Genomic DNA, 15,688 nt, shown 5'->3' with positions numbered 1-15,688 from the left:
TCTACTCCTCTAATAACTGTTGAAGTTTTTCCGTAAGAGAACCACCAACTAAACTCATTCTACCATCTTCACCATATTTCCTTATACCAAATTTAAATATAGCATCCGAATCGTCATTAATTATAACATGAAACATAATCCCCCCCATCGGATTATGACGAATACTCGCATCATCTATTTTATAAGAACGAATTTTCCCCTTATCCGTTAAAGCATTCGGATCTTCTTCTTTTAATGCTTCTACAATCATTTTTCTAACTTCCTCACTGTGAACAATCCTTGTCATCTCATTCTGAAATTCTTGATTTTTGTGAGCCATGTACATTCCTCCTCCTAGACAAACAGCCACAAACAAACTGACTATAATTAGTATAATTTTATGATTTTTCTTCATGGGACACCCCCTATTATTCTTATAATCTATTATATAACATAGGTTTTACAATTTCAATTAAAGCCAGAGATTATCGCTATAACTAGAATAGTGAATCACTTGTCATCACTCCCCTACCAAAGCTTGCAAACCTGCCGATTCACTCATACCAACTGAACTTAATTGCTCACTTCCGCCATCTTTTTGAATTCCCATTTTCCCAACCATACTTATACTATCATTGACGATAATATCAAACATAATACCTCCCATTGGATTATGACGAATACTCGCATCATCTATTTTATAAGAACGAACTTTCCCTTTCTCCGTTAAAGCATTGGGATCAATTGCTTTTAATTCTTCCACAATCAATTTCTTTACTTCCTCACTGTGAACAATCCTTGTCATCTCATTATGGAATTCTTGATTTTTGTGAGTCAAGTATATTCCTCCTCCCAGACAAAGAGCTAAAAATAAACTGACAACCGATAAGATAATTTTATGTTTTTGCTTCATTAGACACTCCTACGACTATTATAATTTAGTATGTGGTATAGGTTTTGCAATTCCAATTAAAGCAAGAGGTTTTCGCTATAACTAGAATACTGAATCACTTGTCGTCACTTTCCAACAACGCCCGCAAACCTGCTGATTCACTCATACCAACCGTACGAATTTTCCCATTCTCACCATCCATTCGAAGACCAGTCTTCCCAACCATACTTATACTATCATTAATGATAATATGAAACATAATTCCTCCCATCGGATTATGCTTAATGGAGCTATCATCTATTTTATAAGAACGAATTTTTCCCTTATCCGTTAACGCATTCGGGTCCTTTCTTTTTAAATCTTCTTCAATCAACTCTTTCACTTCCTCACTGTGAACAATCCTGAACATTTCATTTTGAAATTCTTGATTTTTATGAGCTAGGTAGAGACCTACTCCTATGCAAGCAGCCACAAACAAGCTAACAACTGATAAGACAATTTTATGTTTTTTTTTCATATATTCACCTCTAAATAAAGAAATCTCCTTATGACTCTTTGGCCATCACTCCTCTAGCAACTTCTGAAGACCTTTTGACCTATCCATACCAACAGTTCGTATCTCCTCATTCTCTCCATATTTTCTAAGGCCTGTTGACCCAACAATATCAGGGTCATCATTAATGATAATATCAAACATAATGCCTCCCATTGGATTGTGACGAATGCTTCTATCATCAATTTTATAGGATTGAATTTTCCCCTTATCCGTTAAAGCATGAGAATCTAATTTTTTTAATTTCTTTTCTATTAGATTCTTCACTTCCTTACTATGAACAATTCTGAACATTTCATTTTGAAATTCTTGATTTTTATGAGCTAGGTAGAGGCCTACTCCCAGCAATATCAGTACACTTAGGCCAATAAGCCCCATAATCCTGTTTCTTCTCTTAGACATATAAACACTCCTCAATCTATATCAGTTTCATTATATAATATATTTTCCCAAAAGCAAAAACCCGCCTTAAACAGGCGGGTTGTGGTGAAGAAAGTGAAGAACTTCTTCCTTGATAAATTGACAATAAGCGTAGACAAGGTAGCAAGTAGATGCCACACCTAAAAGGGCAACAAACAACTCAAATAAGGCAGACATAGTCATGGCGGAGCTCCTCTCCTTATCAGGCAAAGAATGCAGATACGCTTCCCAGCTTAGGCAGTCTGATTTTTTCCGTTTTATTTTCCCTTCCGACTTACCTAAGCGAGCTCACTACTATTATACCAAAATATGAAAACGGATACAAGATAGTGAGACAGTTGCTCCTAATAATGATTTTATCAAAATAGATAACATGCTAAATTTGAAGCATCTAACGTAGGAATGTCACTGTTAACAATTTTTTATCTCCTTTTAATTTGATACGGTTTCTCTAAATGAATAAGCATTATCGTAATTCACAGTTACTGAATAATAGTAATAATCGTCGTTTCGGTTTGAGCTTCCAAAACCTAAAGTTGTCTGTTCTCTTTCGTTTTTGTGAAAATACTGATTGATAGTTTGATTTTGAATCGAATAATCAATATCAAACGCCCCGTTGTTGCCATTATAACTTTTGGATTTCATAGATAAAGAAGATAGAAAAGACTGATTAATCGTTAACTTTTGAAATAAGAATCCATCAAAAGGCCATAATTCTTTCGCTTTCTCCTTATCAGAAAAGATAAATTTCCCATCTATATAATCCACCCTTATTGTTTCTTCTGGCTTTTCAGTAATATCATCAGAAGCCCGTGTCTTGGTTAACACTCCAGAAATTGTGTGATTGCTACTATCCCCTTGTAAAGACATTTCGATAAGATAAGTCCCACGTTTGATATACACTTGCTCTATTTTAAACCCATCCGGAAATTGCTTAAACAAATCAAATAGATTTTCAGTGGGATAGACGCGACTCACTTCAGCTACCTTATTCTCAATCCAATCTCGGCTGCTCTTTTCTCCACATCCTATTAATCCTATCATGACTCCCCCTAAAAGTAATATTTTGAGAAAAATCCGCTTTTTCATGATATTCTCCCCTTTTATTATATTTAACAAAGTACTTATTTCAGTCACTATATAGTGTACCATAAATTTTTAAAACTCTATTTTATTCTACCTCCATTCAATCAGTCACTTATCCGCTGATGTCTTCATTCAGTATTTTCAAACCAATATTAGAAAGCATAAAAGCTCTATACTGGAAATTTCTTCTTGATGATAGCGCTTTAATATAGTATAATATAAGTCTGAAATTCATTTTAACAAAGGAGATATTATGTCTAAATCATCCCTTCAAAAAACGGTTGTGCTTTTGAGCGCAGCGGCTCTTGCGGCAGCTGTAAATGCTGTTCAAGCTGATGAGAATACTCCAGCAGTCACTGCCAATCCTGCTGCAGTAGAAAGCAGCGCAGCGGAAGCAAAACCAACGACTGCTGCAAGTTCTACTGAAGCTACTGCGACACCAGAGAGCACGGAGCCTAGCTCTGCTATTTCCCCAGAAAATGCTGGTGGAAATATCGATGCTCTGATGGCTATGGCTCGCAATGTAGCAGCTACTGAGGATACTAAACCCGTGGAGGGACAGACTGTCGACCTTCGTATCTTGGCAACGACCGACCTCCATACCAACTTGGTCAACTACGACTACTATCAGGACAAGCCGGTGGAGACTTTGGGACTGGCTAAAACAGCCGTGCTGATCGAGAAGGCCAAGAAAGAAAATCCAAACGTCCTCTTGGTCGACAATGGCGATACCATCCAAGGAACGCCGCTGGGAACCTATAAGGCAATTGTAGATCCTGTGGAGAAGGGCGAACAGCACCCTATGTACGCTGCCTTACAAGCTCTGGGCTTCGAAGCTGGTACGCTAGGGAACCATGAGTTTAACTATGGTCTGGACTATCTGAACCACGTGATTGAGACAGCTGGCCTGCCTATTGTCAATGCAAATGTGCTGGATCCAGCGACTGGTAAATTCATCTATCAGCCTTACAAAATCATCGAAAAGACCTTTACAGATACTCAGGGCCGCTTGACGACCGTCAAGATTGGTGTGACTGGGATTGTACCGCCACAGATTCTAAACTGGGATAAGGCAAACCTAGAAGGAAAAGTGGTTGTTCGCGATTCTGTTGAGGCTATTCGAGATATCATTCCTGAGATGCGCAAGGCTGGTGCAGACATCACTTTGGTGCTTTCTCACTCTGGTATCGGAGATGACAAGTATGAAAAAGGCGAGGAAAATGAAGGTTATCAAATCGCCAGCCTGCCAGGTGTGGATGCTGTTGTAACGGGCCACTCCCACGCAGAATTTCCAAGCGGAAATGGAACTGGATTCTACGAAAAATATCCTGGTGTAGACGGTATCAACGGGAAAATCAACGGCACTCCAGTAACCATGGCTGGAAAATATGGCGACCATCTGGGCGTCATTGACCTCAAGCTAAACTATACCAATGGCAAATGGAAAGTCACTGACAGCAAGGGCTCTATCCGCAAGGTAGATACCAAGTCTAATGTAGCAGATCAGCGCGTCATTGACATTGCCAAAGAATCCCACCAAGGGACTATCAACTATGTCCGCCAGCAAGTCGGTACTACGACTGCACCCATTACAAGTTACTTCTCTCTGGTCAAAGACGATCCATCTGTGCAAATCGTCAATAATGCTCAGCTTTGGTATGCTAAGCAAGAGCTGGCTGGCACGCCTGAAGCCAATCTTCCTATCCTATCTGCAGCAGCTCCTTTCAAGGCAGGAACTCGTGGGGATGCAACGGCCTACACAGACATTCCAGCTGGTCCTATTGCCATCAAGAACGTAGCAGACCTCTATCTCTACGATAATGTGACTGCTATCCTCAAGGTTAACGGTGCCCAACTCAAAGAATGGTTGGAAATGTCAGCCGGTCAGTTCAACACCATTGACCCAAATAATAACCAACCGCAAAATCTGGTCAATACTGACTACCGGACTTATAACTTTGATGTTATTGACGGTGTTACCTATGAGTTTGACATCACCCAGCCGAACAAATACGACCGCGAAGGCAAACTGGCCAACCCAAATGCCAGTCGGGTCCGTAATCTAAAATATCAAGGCAAGGAGATTGACCCAAATCAGGAATTTATCGTCGTGACCAACAACTACCGGTCTAACGGTAACTTCCCTGGTGTTCGAGAAGCCAGCCTCAATCGTCTCCTCAATCTGGAAAACCGCCAAGCTATCATCAACTATATCTTGGCTGTCAAAAACATCAATCCAAGTGCAGATCAGAACTGGCATTTCGCTGATACCATCAAGGGACTGGACCTGCGCTTCCTGACAGCTGATAAGGCCAAGAACTTGATTGGTACAGACGGAGACATTGTCTATCTAGCAGCTTCTGCCCAAGAAGGATTCGGCGAATACAAATTCGTCTACGTCGCACCGAAAACTGAACCGGTTCCTATTGAGCAACCAAGCTCTCCTACTATCGCTGTCGAAGCAGCCAACCTGCAGCATAGCAAAGTAGACTTCCCTGTCTTGACTGCTGTTGACCCTAGCACGAACAAGCAAGCGTCCCACAGACAGGCAGGAGCAGAAAGCCTCCCAGTAACCGGAGAAAAGACGTCCTCGCTCGGACTCTTGGGACTTGTCATGACCGGACTTGCAGGAATCTTCGCCTTCAAAAAACGAGAAAGACAATAATAATTAAAAAATCAGCAGACAAAATGGCTGCTGATTTTGCTTTTTAAAGACTGTCATTGCTCAATTCCAACAAAACACTGACTGCGGTCAAGGCATAGAGTGGAGCGGTTTCAGCACGCAGGATACGTGGGCCTAGACCTGCTGATACAGCACCTGCTTGGCGAAAAACTGCTATTTCATCTGGCGATAGACCGCCCTCCGGTCCGAAGATAAAGAGAACTTTTGCTCCGGTTGCCAAGCTCGACAGAGCTCGGACTAGAGCTGCAGATTCTCCTTCTTTGGCCGATTCTTCATAGGCTACGATGATGCGGTCAAAGCCTGCCAAGGCCGCCAGAAAGTCTGCCTTTTTATCAAAGAGCCGAACCTCAGGAATCAGATTGCGCTTACTCTGCTCTGCTGCTCCCTGAGCAATTTTCTCTAGCTTTTCACTCTTTTTAGCCAACTTTTTTCCATCCCACTTGGCCACCGACCAGTCCGCCGGAAAGGCCCAGAGAGCACTAGCTCCTAGCTCCGTTGCCTTTTGAGTGATAAATTCCAACTTATCCCCTTTGGGAAAACCCGAAGCAATGGTCACTTGAACCGGCAACTCTGTATTGTCTGCCAGCTCCTCCAAGATTTCCAAGCTCTGCTGGTTGGGATCCAATACCCGAGCCAGCCGTTTCACGCCATCATCAAAGACCAGTGTGACTTGGTCGCCCTCTTTGAGCCGCATGACTGAAAACATGTGTTTGGCCGTGTCCTTATCCGTGACCACCAGAGGAGACTGAGGACTTCCTTTTATAAAATACTGCTGCATCTAACCACCTATCACGCCTGAAATGTCCTGCGTTTTCTTAAAGACACAGGCATTCCATTCACCCTGAATCATATGCGTTTCCAGGAAAAATCCTGCTGTTTCTGCTGACTCGCGCACCATTTCCCACTTCTCAGAAATAATCCCACTCATAATCAGATAGCCCTCATCCTTGACCAGACGGTAGGCATCCTCAGTCAGATGGACAAGAATATCGGCCAAGATATTGGCAACAACGACATCCACCTTGATTTCTACGCCTCGGAGAAGATCACCTGGCGCCACATGAATGTTCTCCATACCTGGATTGAGCTCAATATTTTCCTGGGCCACGCGTACTGCCACCTCGTCTAAATCATAGGCGTAGATGTCCTTAGCACCTAAGAGAGAGCTGGCAATGGAGAGGACGCCACTGCCTGTACCCACATCCAGCACAGTTTCTCCGCCTCGCAAGACCTGCTCCAGCGCAAAGAGGCTCATCTTGGTCGTCGGGTGAGTGCCCGTACCAAAGGCCATGCCAGGATCCAGCTTGATAATCTTCTCACCAGCTGTCGCTTCATACTCCGTCCAGGACGGCACAATAGTCAAGTCGTGGGTGATCCGAGCCGGCTCAAAGTACTTCTTCCAGTTGTCCGCCCAGTCTTCCTCAGCCAGTTCCTGCCGAGTGAACTGAATATCTCCCGTCTCCAAGCCGAAGCCATCCAGCTCAGCCAGTCGCTCATTGGCCTGGGCCGCAACAGCCTCTATATCCACAGAATCCGGGTAGTAGCCGGTAATCCTGACACGCTCGCTCTGCTCAACTTCTGGAAAAAGCTCACCATAGTGGTCAACCTGCCCCAGATAATCTGCGCTGTCATCGATAGCCACACCCTGACTGCCCAGTTCAATCAGAATATTCGAGGCCGCCTCCTCCGCCTCACGCTTCACTTCAATCGTTAATTCCTGCCAAGTATCCATCATTAAAATACCAAGCCCGTAAAACACAAAGCCAAAATAGGAAATTCTCTGACGACGCTTGCGTATAAGAGAACTTTATCTTTTTTGACACAGTGTTTAGGGCGGGTTCAGTTTAGAAATTTAACTGAACAATCCTTTCTTTGTTTATTTCATTGTCTTCGTCATGTAAACCATATCCATGCCTTCTTTTTCGGGCTCAATATGGGTCTGATGATAGCCGTTTTTCTCATAAAAAGCGACCATGCCTTTATCTTGGAAAACCGTACACAAATCCCATTGCCTAATGGTGGAGAATGCCTCCTCAATCAGACCGAGCCCCTCAGAACCATATCCTTTGTTCTGATACTGTGGCAAAATCGCTACTGTTCCAATCCAGCCTGCTGTCTGTTCGTCATTTGTATTCAATCGAATAAAGCCCAGAATCTTCTCGCCGTCTTTGACAAAATAATAAAAACTATTGGGCCGCTCAACCAGTTTCCAGCGAATCCGCTCACGCTCCTCCAGATAGGGGTCGTATTGATCCTGATATTTCTCATAAACGGCCTTAAAACTCGCTCGCTGAATAGCAATAATGGTCTCTAAATCCTCAGCTCCTGCCCGCTCAATATAAATCATGATCGCACCTCCAAATAATCGCTCAACCTGCTCTGCAGCTGCGGAATAACCTTGTCATCAGATAAAAACTGGCTCACATCCATCATTTGATAAGCCTGCCCCTCATCGCCAAAGGCAATACTGGCAAAATCTTCCTGAGTGATGGTTCCCACCATAAAAATAGAAGTTTCTTCTGGATCAAGCATTCCTTGATATTCCTTAGCCCAGACAATGGCAGCTTCTTCAAGCTTCAAACCAAGTTCTTCAAAAATCTCTCTTTGGACGCATTCAAAAGGTGTCTCCTCACCCTCGCGGCCACCGCCCGGCAACTCCCACATATTGGGCCAAGGGATGGTTGAAATATCGTCTCGCAAGATAGTCAGTAGCCTATCTTCACAGAGTAAGGCAATCTTGCAACCAGAAAATTCCAGCTGTTTGTGCAGTAAATCTAGCCCTTCTGCATCCACCATAAGCGCCTCCTAGTACCTCGGATAAGGATAAAAGTCCGTCTCAGCCAGGTTAGCTCTGCCATTTTCAAAAGCCTCTGCATTCCAAGCAATCTCAAACTCTGCCGCCTCTGGGTCTGCTAAGAAGTCCATGAGTGCATCGAGGCCAGACTCAGCCGTTTGGGTTAGGAAATCCACGAAATAAGCCAGAAACTCCCGTGACAGCCCTTTCTTCGGCTCATAGGGTAGGGCTGCCAGATAGTCCTTTGCCTCAAAACGAGACTTGGTTGGATTATAGAAAAGCACGGCTTCCTCAAAGTAAATATCCTCAGCCGAGGCATTTCCCTCAGCATCAACCGTCTCAATCCCACCTGGATTTTGCACCTCAAGGAGAAAGGAAACCTCCACTGCGTGATTCTTCTTGTCCCAGTTTATCTCATAGTCAAAAGGAAAGCTCTTCCCCATTTCCTCGTCCAATATCTCCAAAAAACCGTACTTAGCCATGATTTCCTCTTTTCATTGTGATAAAATATTACTATCTACAATAGTAACACAAAAAGCCAAGAAAAACACTTGCAGAAAGGAAATCTTATGCCAGAAAACCTCTCCCTGCGCATGCGGCCGACCGACATCGATCAGATTATCGGCCAGCAACATCTGGTCGGACCTGGAAAAATCATCCGTCGCATGGTTGAAGCCAACCGCCTGTCCTCGATGATTCTCTACGGGCCACCCGGCATTGGCAAAACCTCTATCGCCTCGGCTATCGCCGGCACAACTAAATATGCTTTCCGGACCTTTAATGCCACCGTAGATAGCAAGAAGCGCCTGCAAGAAATCGCCGAGGAAGCTAAATTTTCCGGCGGACTGGTGCTCCTACTTGACGAGATTCACCGTTTGGACAAGACCAAGCAAGACTTTCTTCTACCGCTATTAGAAAGCGGTCTAGTCATCATGATTGGGGCGACGACAGAAAATCCTTTCTTTTCTGTCACCCCTGCTATCAGAAGCCGGGTTCAGATATTTGAGCTTGAACCCCTCAGCAACGACGACATCCGGACAGCCATTCAGCTAGCCTTGACGGATAAGGAACGAGGATTTGATTTCCCAGTGGAGCTAGACGATGAAGCTTTGGCCTTCATTGCCATCTCTACCAACGGAGACCTGCGCTCCGCCTATAACTCGCTGGACCTAGCCGTACTCTCTACCCCAAAAGATAGCAAGGGCATTCGCCACATCACGCTCGATGTCATGGAAAACAGCCTGCAAAAGAGCTACATCACCATGGATAAGGACGGGGACGGCCATTACGATGTCCTCTCTGCCCTGCAGAAGTCCATCCGCGGCTCCGATGTCAATGCCAGCCTCCACTATGCAGCTCGTCTCATTGAGGCTGGAGACCTACCTAGCCTAGCTCGACGATTGACCGTTATTGCTTACGAGGATATCGGCCTGGCAAATCCTGACGCTCAAGTCCATACGGTTACAGCTCTGGAAGCAGCTCAACGGATCGGCTTTCCTGAAGCTCGCATCCTCATTGCCAATATTGTTATAGATTTAGCACTATCGCCTAAGTCCAACTCAGCCTATCTAGCCATGGACAAGGCCCTAGCCGACCTACGGAAGAATGGAAACCTACCCATTCCCCGCCACTTACGAGACGGCCACTATGCCGGCAGCAAGGAACTGGGCAACGCACAGGACTATCTTTATCCTCACTCCTATCCTGGCAATTGGGTCAAGCAGGACTATCTACCTGACAAAATCAAAGACGCCAATTATTTCACTCCTAATGAGAATGGCAAATACGAGCGAGCCCTTGGAATGACTAAGGATAAGATTGATGACTTAAAAAAATGATGACATCGTTTGCAAAAAATCACATTTTTCTCTTGAATTTTTCAAAATTTATGGTATCATAATTATAGAAACGCTGTGGTGTACGACTTCACACTTAAGTGTTGACCGACTATTTTTTGTATTATTAGGGAAACAAAAGACTTCTAACAGCATGCAAGCCGTGTCACGCGGAAGCAGCTTCAGTTAGAGCGAGTTGCCCACCTGCTTAATTGCGCGGGTTCAATACAAATCGTGAAGGTCCGGCACCAATACAGCTTTTTCTATTGCCTCCTTAGCTCAGCTGGCAGAGCAGCGGACTCTTAATCCGTGGGTCGCAGGTTCGATCCCTGCAGGGGGCATCTAAATAAAACAAAAAAGCCTTGATTTACAAGGCTTTTTTGTTTGTCTTGATAATATTTGCCGTGTAATTTGTCGTGAATTTACAACAAACATTTTACAGCCATAAATTCCTCGCTTATCTTTTCCTCCAATGTATGACCATATACTTCTACCAGCATTGAAATATCTTTGTGACCTAAAATCTTAGCAATCACTCCCAAATCAATATTATTATGCCATAAATAACTACCGTAAGTATGTCTAGCTCCTTTAGTGGTAATGATGGGAAAAATATCAAGCTCCATCAGCATAACCTTAATAGCTTTGTTCACTGTCGCTATATCTGGCACAGCATGAGCATACCCATAATGTTGAAAAACTAGACTATCTTTATTTACAATGTTCAATGACTTATTTGCTTGAGCCTGTAGTTTTTTTAGACTATATAACAAATCAAGCATATCTGGAGTAATGGGCACTATTCTTACTGAAGTCTTATTTTTGGGAGGAGTAAACTTATGTATTGACGTATTATATCTACGATAAGTTTTCACCTGTACGTTTACTTCGTCTATATCATTCCAAGTCAAAGCAATCAACTCTGCAAATCTCATACCCGTTTTAAACAAGAAATAGATGATGTAAGGAACAATAGATCTGTCATAATCAAATTTTTCTCGTAAATAAGTTAGCACTTTTTGATAATCATACTCTGTATGCAGATACTTCTCATCTACTGCCTGTCCGCTTTTGCTTGAAAATAACTCGACATAAGCAGTAAAATCTTCAATAACAACTTTATCAGCAATAGCCATCTGAATACTTGCCCGTATACTTGAATTAAGACGCCCCAGAAAATTTCTAGAAACCTTTTTACCGTAATCATTCATAATTTTCTGGTATTCACTGGGCTTAATTTTTGAAACAGGTTTATCACCAAATAACCTAACGATGACATTCTTTCTCATGATATATTTAGCTTTAGTAACATCACTTCTACTGCTTGGCAATATCTTCAAATCTAGCCACTCTTGATAGAGCTCTGGTAATGTCATATTCGTCCTCAATACACTGCCCATATTCAGTTTATGTAGCACTTTTTCAGCCTCTATCTTTGCCTCGCGCTTCGTTTTAAAGCCACTTTTATGCTGCAAAGTTCTACTTCTCTCTCGAATCGAATATGACCATAAACGCTTTTTCCCACGTTGTTTATACTCTATATAAGCCATATTACAAGTCCATTCCTAATAATTCCGAAACTACAGATTTTGGAACAACCATGAGTCGCTTTCGCTCGTAAAATTTATAACCACGAGAAACCAGTGTTTCCCTAGCTTGATGAATAATTGCATTTGCCGTTGTAGGTTTGTATCCCATAGCTATCAAATCTTTATTTGATACTGTATCAGTCATAATACTACTTCCTTTCTATCTGTCAATTCCCCACAAGGAAGAACTTTTTTGCTCTCGAATATATTGCTCTATGTCTTTCTCATCATTATCAGTCAGCTTTGATAAGCCTTCTTTTAGTAAGCCTTGAATATAGGATTCAGCTTTTTCAACATCATAGGCTTGATACTTTGCTATATACACTTTTGCCAACGTTTTAGCTACTTGTTTCTCCGTCCAAGCCTCTGATTGACGTAGTGTGGGTTTAGTCCTTACAACGCTCAAAACTGTCTGATTTTCGGTCTTTAGATAATCTATCCACCACTTAACCTTTTTTCTTCTCCAACGGTTGCTATCTGTCTCATTAGGACGGATAAAACGATAATGACCGTTGACAGCCTCAAAATAGATAGATGATAAAGGACGCTTTAGAAACAACTGCTCCGCAATAAGATTCGCCTTTTCCTGCCAACATCTAAGTTCTGCACGAATCCAAGACGGAGATTCTACAACCTCTTGCTTGCCAAGCTGCTCCATGCGTTTATTATAGATACACCATTGTTGATTGCCTCGTGAACCTATGGCAACAGTTTCTCCAACTCGTTCGCCATTTTCTAAAATAGATTTTTCATGATATTCAAAGTGTTTCGCTTTAGAAATGCACAATCCTTTTTTACAGTAATCATATATCCTTTGAACATCTAAGCTACCGTCAAATATATCGTGAGCAATATCTAATCGAGTAAAATTCACAGTGTACTGATATAAGCGACTTATTAAAGCAATCCAATTATTCTCATTACCGTCTAAAAATTCTTCGTATTGACGACAACCTTGCCCCTTTAATTCAATAAATACTCCCATTGAAAGCCTATCATCATTAAAATATACTTTAATTTCTGAACAAGAATAGTGTCGCTGATATTTATTGATTCCCCAATTATTCAATGTGAAATCTTCCAAGGGAATCAGAAGAATATCAGTCAAAACTCTTTCTGGGAGAACATTCTTAATAGTTACTGCAAAATAATCAATTCTGACTGTATTCATAGGATTATTCTCCTAGAACTTTAATATCCTCACACACAATCTTTACACCTGCCCAGTTACTTCTTACCATATTCCAAGCCAATCTAACTTTAGGTTGAATCAATTCAACAGGAACGTTCAACAAAGACTCATTTTGAGCAAGTTTAGAAATCTTATCTAAATTTCCAATAAGTTCTAAGGTAATTGCCTTTAAATCATCAGTAGAAATTCCCATTTCAGTCAACACTTTTACTTTATCCGCATCAAGTACGGTACAGGTAATTTTAGATATTTCTTCGGTCTTAACTTTCTCACCATTGATTTCATTGTATTTATAATTTATCTTTGCTGATAAAAGAACAACCTTTTTAGGAATATCAAACTGAGCTTTATCTAAATCAAGCGTACCAATTTTAATATTTACATCTGTCATATTGTAAACCATATTTTCTCCTTTAAAACCGTATCCTACATGAAAACACATCTTATCCTCACTCTCTCAAGGGTTTGCGACCACTTAGTACAACTGACAAGCCGTAACCCCTTACTTACCAAGGGTTTAGAGTACATCTCATGTATGTGTCCACCCCCTATTAGTACTGGGGATATGTTTCTGACCTCCTGCAAAGCAGTCGGTGGGATCTTTCTCCCTAGCGAAAAGAGGAACGCTCCGCTCGATTCTGCCCCCTGGGCAATCGTTCCTATTTCGCTAGTCCGAAAGACCGTCATTGTTTCTCATACTCCAATAAAAATCGCAAGCCTTATCAAAATATTTCTCAAAATCTAGTTCATCAGACTTGAATGGAACTTCAACATATTTAGGAGTAGGAATAACTCCGTCAATTTGAATATATCCTGTTCCAATATCACAAGTCTTGTAATCAATATCTTGACTTGAAAACATCATGCGACACGAATCTGAATCAGCAGTAGTCGAACCTAATAAGAGTGCTGTACCAAAGTTTTGCCTCATATACGTCGGAATGAAGTCACTTGAGGCTCTCTGCAGACCTACTATAACTTCGATAGAGGCTTGGCGAGATTTTACTAATAGACTTCCAAGGTTCGACATTGCTTCTTGATAGGCTTGTTTCCCTTCTTTAGTCGTTTCTGCCTCTGTTTTGAAAGCAATCCCCTCATCAAGCACGATAACAAGAGGATAGTTCCCCTTAACATCAGACCAAGATAAGACTTTCCCTTTGGAAATATAGGTGTCTGGATTGTCTGCCATGACCTGAAATCGTCTATTCATTTCCTCAACAGCCTCTCTCAAAGCACCAGCAATTTGAAAGGGAGAATTATAAACTACTTTATAGCCTAACCTAGCCTCTAACTTTTTACCGACAAGCCAAGAGAGTTCTCCTTTTTTGGGGTCTAGTAACCTAATTTCAGACCCTAAATGCAAGTATTGAGCTACAAGATTCTCTATCATCACTGTTTTTCCCGATTTGGTTGAACCCGCTAAGAGAACATGTGGAGGAGAGCCAAACTTCCAACCAACTTTTTCTGAGATAGTTAACTTCTCAGTTTGAAGGGTATCTTTCCAATTCAATCTCTTTTCAGCAAATTTAGGAAAAATATACATCACAGAATTAGTATATTCAACCATTTCTTCCAACTCTAAAGATAAAGCACTGGAAAGAAGTGAGCCAAGTTGATTAGCTTTTGCATCGTACTTACCCCCATGTTTCATACAAGCAACTCGAATATCTTCTGTATTCTCTTGATACTGAAGACTGATATGGTTCATAATTTTTTCTTTACCGTTGACTACTTTACTTTCAAAGAAGCCATTAGAAACCACCATATAATTTAAAGCATATTCGATACCACTAAAATACTTCTTTTGCCTCCGTCTCCAAAATCTAAAAACAAATATAGTAATACCTAAAAAGATAATAGCAACAAATGTATTAGCTAAATTTGTTTGAAAATTAGCTATAATACTAATCGTAAGTATTCCAAAAATAACATAGAAATAAATAGAAACCTTTTTACCATACCTAAAGGGAAGATATAATATCGGTCTAAGATTTCTTACTCTCTGTTTATTCCACAAAGAAAAGCGATTAAAGATATTCATACAAACACCTCGCTTACTCAAGATTTTTTGAACGCTTTTTGTCAATGAACATTATGATGATTGCTGGAAGTTGGATAAATAATACCATTAAGGAAAGTGCAAAGGCGCATTTGATTGAAAGCCAGGGAGTGAAGGCAGTAAAGTCAATGCCTTTTGCCGTAAATCCAGCAAATACTGATATGATAGCCAATAATATGAACGTGCTACTCACCCAGAAGTAATATTGCTTATTCATTATATGTCTCCTTTTTTATTAACAGAGGGGAGGGAAGTCCTCCCCATAAGATTAGTTATAACTGCTAAAATGATGTGGTAATTTCCCATTATACTTAATGAAATCATCTAACATAGAAGAACCATTAAAGTACCTTTTTTGAGCTTCACGGAAAAATGCAACTATCTTTTGCGTATATCCATCTTCAATGCGTGTATTTACATTTGATGACCTTAGCAAATAGGCGTATGCTTCGCTATAAACGTCAGATTTAGTCTTATCCGATAAGTTAAGCCGTGCTTTATTTGCAACAAATTTGCGTTTTGCAGGGGTATCAAAGACTTGATTCATTTCCTCAACGGAACTCCGAACATGACTAGGATAGTTTGTATAACTTGTGTTTGACATAG

The 15,688-nt window shown here is 41.4% G+C and carries 19 protein-coding genes and 1 tRNA gene; 3 read left to right on the top strand and 17 right to left on the bottom strand.

What is annotated here, in order from left to right; translation table 11 throughout:
• Position 1 precedes the first annotated feature (1 nt).
• The 5 genes from K4I03_RS05815 to K4I03_RS05795 all read right to left on the bottom strand — a co-directional run bounded on the left by K4I03_RS05815 (position 2) and on the right by K4I03_RS05795 (position 2,933).
• Positions 2-394, bottom strand: a complete 393-nt coding sequence (locus K4I03_RS05815; protein ID WP_227964000.1) for a DUF1310 family protein — start codon at positions 392-394, stop codon at positions 2-4.
• A gap of 105 nt (positions 395-499) precedes the next feature.
• Positions 500-892, bottom strand: coding sequence for a DUF1310 family protein (locus K4I03_RS05810; protein WP_227963999.1), 393 nt, complete (start codon positions 890-892; stop codon positions 500-502).
• A 94-nt stretch (positions 893-986) separates the two neighbouring features.
• The gene (locus K4I03_RS05805; RefSeq protein WP_227963998.1) at positions 987-1,388 is read right to left on the bottom strand and encodes a DUF1310 family protein; all 402 of its coding nucleotides are present in this window, start codon (positions 1,386-1,388) and stop codon (positions 987-989) included.
• A 45-nt stretch (positions 1,389-1,433) separates the two neighbouring features.
• A complete protein-coding gene (locus K4I03_RS05800; RefSeq protein ID WP_227963997.1) occupies positions 1,434-1,826 on the bottom strand; it encodes a DUF1310 family protein in 393 nt (130 codons plus the stop codon).
• A 450-nt stretch (positions 1,827-2,276) separates the two neighbouring features.
• A complete protein-coding gene (locus K4I03_RS05795) occupies positions 2,277-2,933 on the bottom strand; it encodes a hypothetical protein (protein WP_227963996.1) in 657 nt (218 codons plus the stop codon).
• Positions 2,934-3,183: 250 nt separating this feature from the next.
• On the opposite strand from K4I03_RS05795, the gene K4I03_RS05790 reads away from it, so the two are divergent.
• The gene (locus tag K4I03_RS05790) at positions 3,184-5,595 is read left to right on the top strand and encodes a bifunctional 2',3'-cyclic-nucleotide 2'-phosphodiesterase/3'-nucleotidase (RefSeq protein WP_227963995.1); all 2,412 of its coding nucleotides are present in this window, start codon (positions 3,184-3,186) and stop codon (positions 5,593-5,595) included.
• Between the two features lie 43 nt (positions 5,596-5,638).
• On the opposite strand, the gene K4I03_RS05785 is transcribed toward K4I03_RS05790, so the two are convergent.
• The 5 genes from K4I03_RS05785 to K4I03_RS05765 all read right to left on the bottom strand — a co-directional run bounded on the left by K4I03_RS05785 (position 5,639) and on the right by K4I03_RS05765 (position 8,889).
• A complete protein-coding gene (locus K4I03_RS05785) occupies positions 5,639-6,391 on the bottom strand; it encodes a 16S rRNA (uracil(1498)-N(3))-methyltransferase (RefSeq protein WP_227963994.1) in 753 nt (250 codons plus the stop codon).
• A complete protein-coding gene (gene prmA / locus K4I03_RS05780; protein WP_321573167.1) occupies positions 6,392-7,345 on the bottom strand; it encodes a 50S ribosomal protein L11 methyltransferase in 954 nt (317 codons plus the stop codon).
• 144 nt (positions 7,346-7,489) lie between these two features.
• On the bottom strand, positions 7,490-7,960 hold the full coding sequence (locus K4I03_RS05775; protein WP_227963992.1) for a GNAT family N-acetyltransferase: 471 nt from the start codon (positions 7,958-7,960) through the stop codon (positions 7,490-7,492).
• Complete coding sequence (locus tag K4I03_RS05770; protein WP_227963991.1) at positions 7,957-8,409, bottom strand: NUDIX hydrolase; 453 nt, start codon at positions 8,407-8,409, stop codon at positions 7,957-7,959. The genes K4I03_RS05775 and K4I03_RS05770 overlap by 4 nt, the downstream gene beginning before the upstream one ends.
• Before the next feature lie 9 nt (positions 8,410-8,418).
• Entirely contained in the window at positions 8,419-8,889 is a 471-nt protein-coding gene (locus tag K4I03_RS05765) for a DUF3013 family protein (RefSeq protein WP_227963990.1), read from the bottom strand.
• Between the two features lie 87 nt (positions 8,890-8,976).
• Here K4I03_RS05765 and K4I03_RS05760 point away from each other — a divergent pair, with 87 nt between their 5' ends.
• Both K4I03_RS05760 and K4I03_RS05755 read left to right on the top strand, forming a co-directional pair.
• Positions 8,977-10,245, top strand: a complete 1,269-nt coding sequence (locus K4I03_RS05760; RefSeq protein ID WP_227963989.1) for a replication-associated recombination protein A — start codon at positions 8,977-8,979, stop codon at positions 10,243-10,245.
• A 265-nt stretch (positions 10,246-10,510) separates the two neighbouring features.
• Positions 10,511-10,583, top strand: a tRNA-Lys gene (locus tag K4I03_RS05755).
• Between the two features lie 81 nt (positions 10,584-10,664).
• Here K4I03_RS05755 and K4I03_RS05750 read toward each other — a convergent pair.
• The 7 genes from K4I03_RS05750 to K4I03_RS05720 all read right to left on the bottom strand — a co-directional run bounded on the left by K4I03_RS05750 (position 10,665) and on the right by K4I03_RS05720 (position 15,686).
• On the bottom strand, positions 10,665-11,792 hold the full coding sequence (locus K4I03_RS05750) for a site-specific integrase (RefSeq protein WP_227963988.1): 1,128 nt from the start codon (positions 11,790-11,792) through the stop codon (positions 10,665-10,667).
• A 1-nt stretch (position 11,793) separates the two neighbouring features.
• A complete protein-coding gene (locus K4I03_RS05745; RefSeq protein ID WP_125375658.1) occupies positions 11,794-11,976 on the bottom strand; it encodes a DUF3173 domain-containing protein in 183 nt (60 codons plus the stop codon).
• A gap of 15 nt (positions 11,977-11,991) precedes the next feature.
• Positions 11,992-13,002, bottom strand: coding sequence for a replication initiation factor domain-containing protein (locus K4I03_RS05740; protein ID WP_227963987.1), 1,011 nt, complete (start codon positions 13,000-13,002; stop codon positions 11,992-11,994).
• 4 nt (positions 13,003-13,006) lie between these two features.
• The gene (locus tag K4I03_RS05735) at positions 13,007-13,426 is read right to left on the bottom strand and encodes a hypothetical protein (RefSeq protein ID WP_125375656.1); all 420 of its coding nucleotides are present in this window, start codon (positions 13,424-13,426) and stop codon (positions 13,007-13,009) included.
• A gap of 264 nt (positions 13,427-13,690) precedes the next feature.
• Positions 13,691-15,064 carry an FtsK/SpoIIIE domain-containing protein gene (locus K4I03_RS05730; protein ID WP_227963986.1) on the bottom strand — a complete coding sequence of 458 codons (1,374 nt, stop codon included), beginning with the start codon at positions 15,062-15,064 and terminating at the stop codon, positions 13,691-13,693.
• Positions 15,065-15,077: 13 nt separating this feature from the next.
• Positions 15,078-15,299: a hypothetical protein gene (locus tag K4I03_RS05725; RefSeq protein ID WP_227963985.1), complete on the bottom strand. Its 222-nt coding sequence runs from the start codon at positions 15,297-15,299 to the stop codon at positions 15,078-15,080.
• Positions 15,300-15,350: 51 nt separating this feature from the next.
• Positions 15,351-15,686, bottom strand: coding sequence for a hypothetical protein (locus K4I03_RS05720; RefSeq protein ID WP_227963984.1), 336 nt, complete (start codon positions 15,684-15,686; stop codon positions 15,351-15,353).
• Between the last annotated feature and the right edge of the window lie 2 nt (positions 15,687-15,688).

It is taken from the genome of Streptococcus sanguinis (assembly GCF_020729725.1).
Classification (GTDB): domain Bacteria; phylum Bacillota; class Bacilli; order Lactobacillales; family Streptococcaceae; genus Streptococcus; species Streptococcus sanguinis_V.
Note: the sequence above shows the minus strand (reverse complement) of the source record. Positions and strands in the feature narration are given on the sequence as shown.

Excerpts from the sequence above, each read along its gene's own strand:
- K4I03_RS05815 (WP_227964000.1), bottom strand. The coding sequence starts at position 394 with ATGAAGAAAAATCATAAAATTATACTAATTATAGTCAGTTTGTTTGTG.
- K4I03_RS05810 (WP_227963999.1), bottom strand. The coding sequence starts at position 892 with ATGAAGCAAAAACATAAAATTATCTTATCGGTTGTCAGTTTATTTTTA.
- K4I03_RS05805 (WP_227963998.1), bottom strand. The coding sequence starts at position 1,388 with ATGAAAAAAAAACATAAAATTGTCTTATCAGTTGTTAGCTTGTTTGTG.
- K4I03_RS05800 (WP_227963997.1), bottom strand. The coding sequence starts at position 1,826 with ATGTCTAAGAGAAGAAACAGGATTATGGGGCTTATTGGCCTAAGTGTA.
- K4I03_RS05795 (WP_227963996.1), bottom strand. The coding sequence starts at position 2,933 with ATGAAAAAGCGGATTTTTCTCAAAATATTACTTTTAGGGGGAGTCATG.
- K4I03_RS05790 (WP_227963995.1), top strand. The coding sequence starts at position 3,184 with ATGTCTAAATCATCCCTTCAAAAAACGGTTGTGCTTTTGAGCGCAGCG.
- K4I03_RS05785 (WP_227963994.1), bottom strand. The coding sequence starts at position 6,391 with ATGCAGCAGTATTTTATAAAAGGAAGTCCTCAGTCTCCTCTGGTGGTC.
- prmA (WP_321573167.1), bottom strand. The coding sequence starts at position 7,345 with ATGGATACTTGGCAGGAATTAACGATTGAAGTGAAGCGTGAGGCGGAG.
- K4I03_RS05775 (WP_227963992.1), bottom strand. The coding sequence starts at position 7,960 with ATGATTTATATTGAGCGGGCAGGAGCTGAGGATTTAGAGACCATTATT.
- K4I03_RS05770 (WP_227963991.1), bottom strand. The coding sequence starts at position 8,409 with ATGGTGGATGCAGAAGGGCTAGATTTACTGCACAAACAGCTGGAATTT.
- K4I03_RS05765 (WP_227963990.1), bottom strand. The coding sequence starts at position 8,889 with ATGGCTAAGTACGGTTTTTTGGAGATATTGGACGAGGAAATGGGGAAG.
- K4I03_RS05760 (WP_227963989.1), top strand. The coding sequence starts at position 8,977 with ATGCCAGAAAACCTCTCCCTGCGCATGCGGCCGACCGACATCGATCAG.
- K4I03_RS05750 (WP_227963988.1), bottom strand. The coding sequence starts at position 11,792 with ATGGCTTATATAGAGTATAAACAACGTGGGAAAAAGCGTTTATGGTCA.
- K4I03_RS05745 (WP_125375658.1), bottom strand. The coding sequence starts at position 11,976 with ATGACTGATACAGTATCAAATAAAGATTTGATAGCTATGGGATACAAA.
- K4I03_RS05740 (WP_227963987.1), bottom strand. The coding sequence starts at position 13,002 with ATGAATACAGTCAGAATTGATTATTTTGCAGTAACTATTAAGAATGTT.
- K4I03_RS05735 (WP_125375656.1), bottom strand. The coding sequence starts at position 13,426 with ATGGTTTACAATATGACAGATGTAAATATTAAAATTGGTACGCTTGAT.
- K4I03_RS05730 (WP_227963986.1), bottom strand. The coding sequence starts at position 15,064 with ATGAATATCTTTAATCGCTTTTCTTTGTGGAATAAACAGAGAGTAAGA.
- K4I03_RS05725 (WP_227963985.1), bottom strand. The coding sequence starts at position 15,299 with ATGAATAAGCAATATTACTTCTGGGTGAGTAGCACGTTCATATTATTG.
- K4I03_RS05720 (WP_227963984.1), bottom strand. The coding sequence starts at position 15,686 with ATGTCAAACACAAGTTATACAAACTATCCTAGTCATGTTCGGAGTTCC.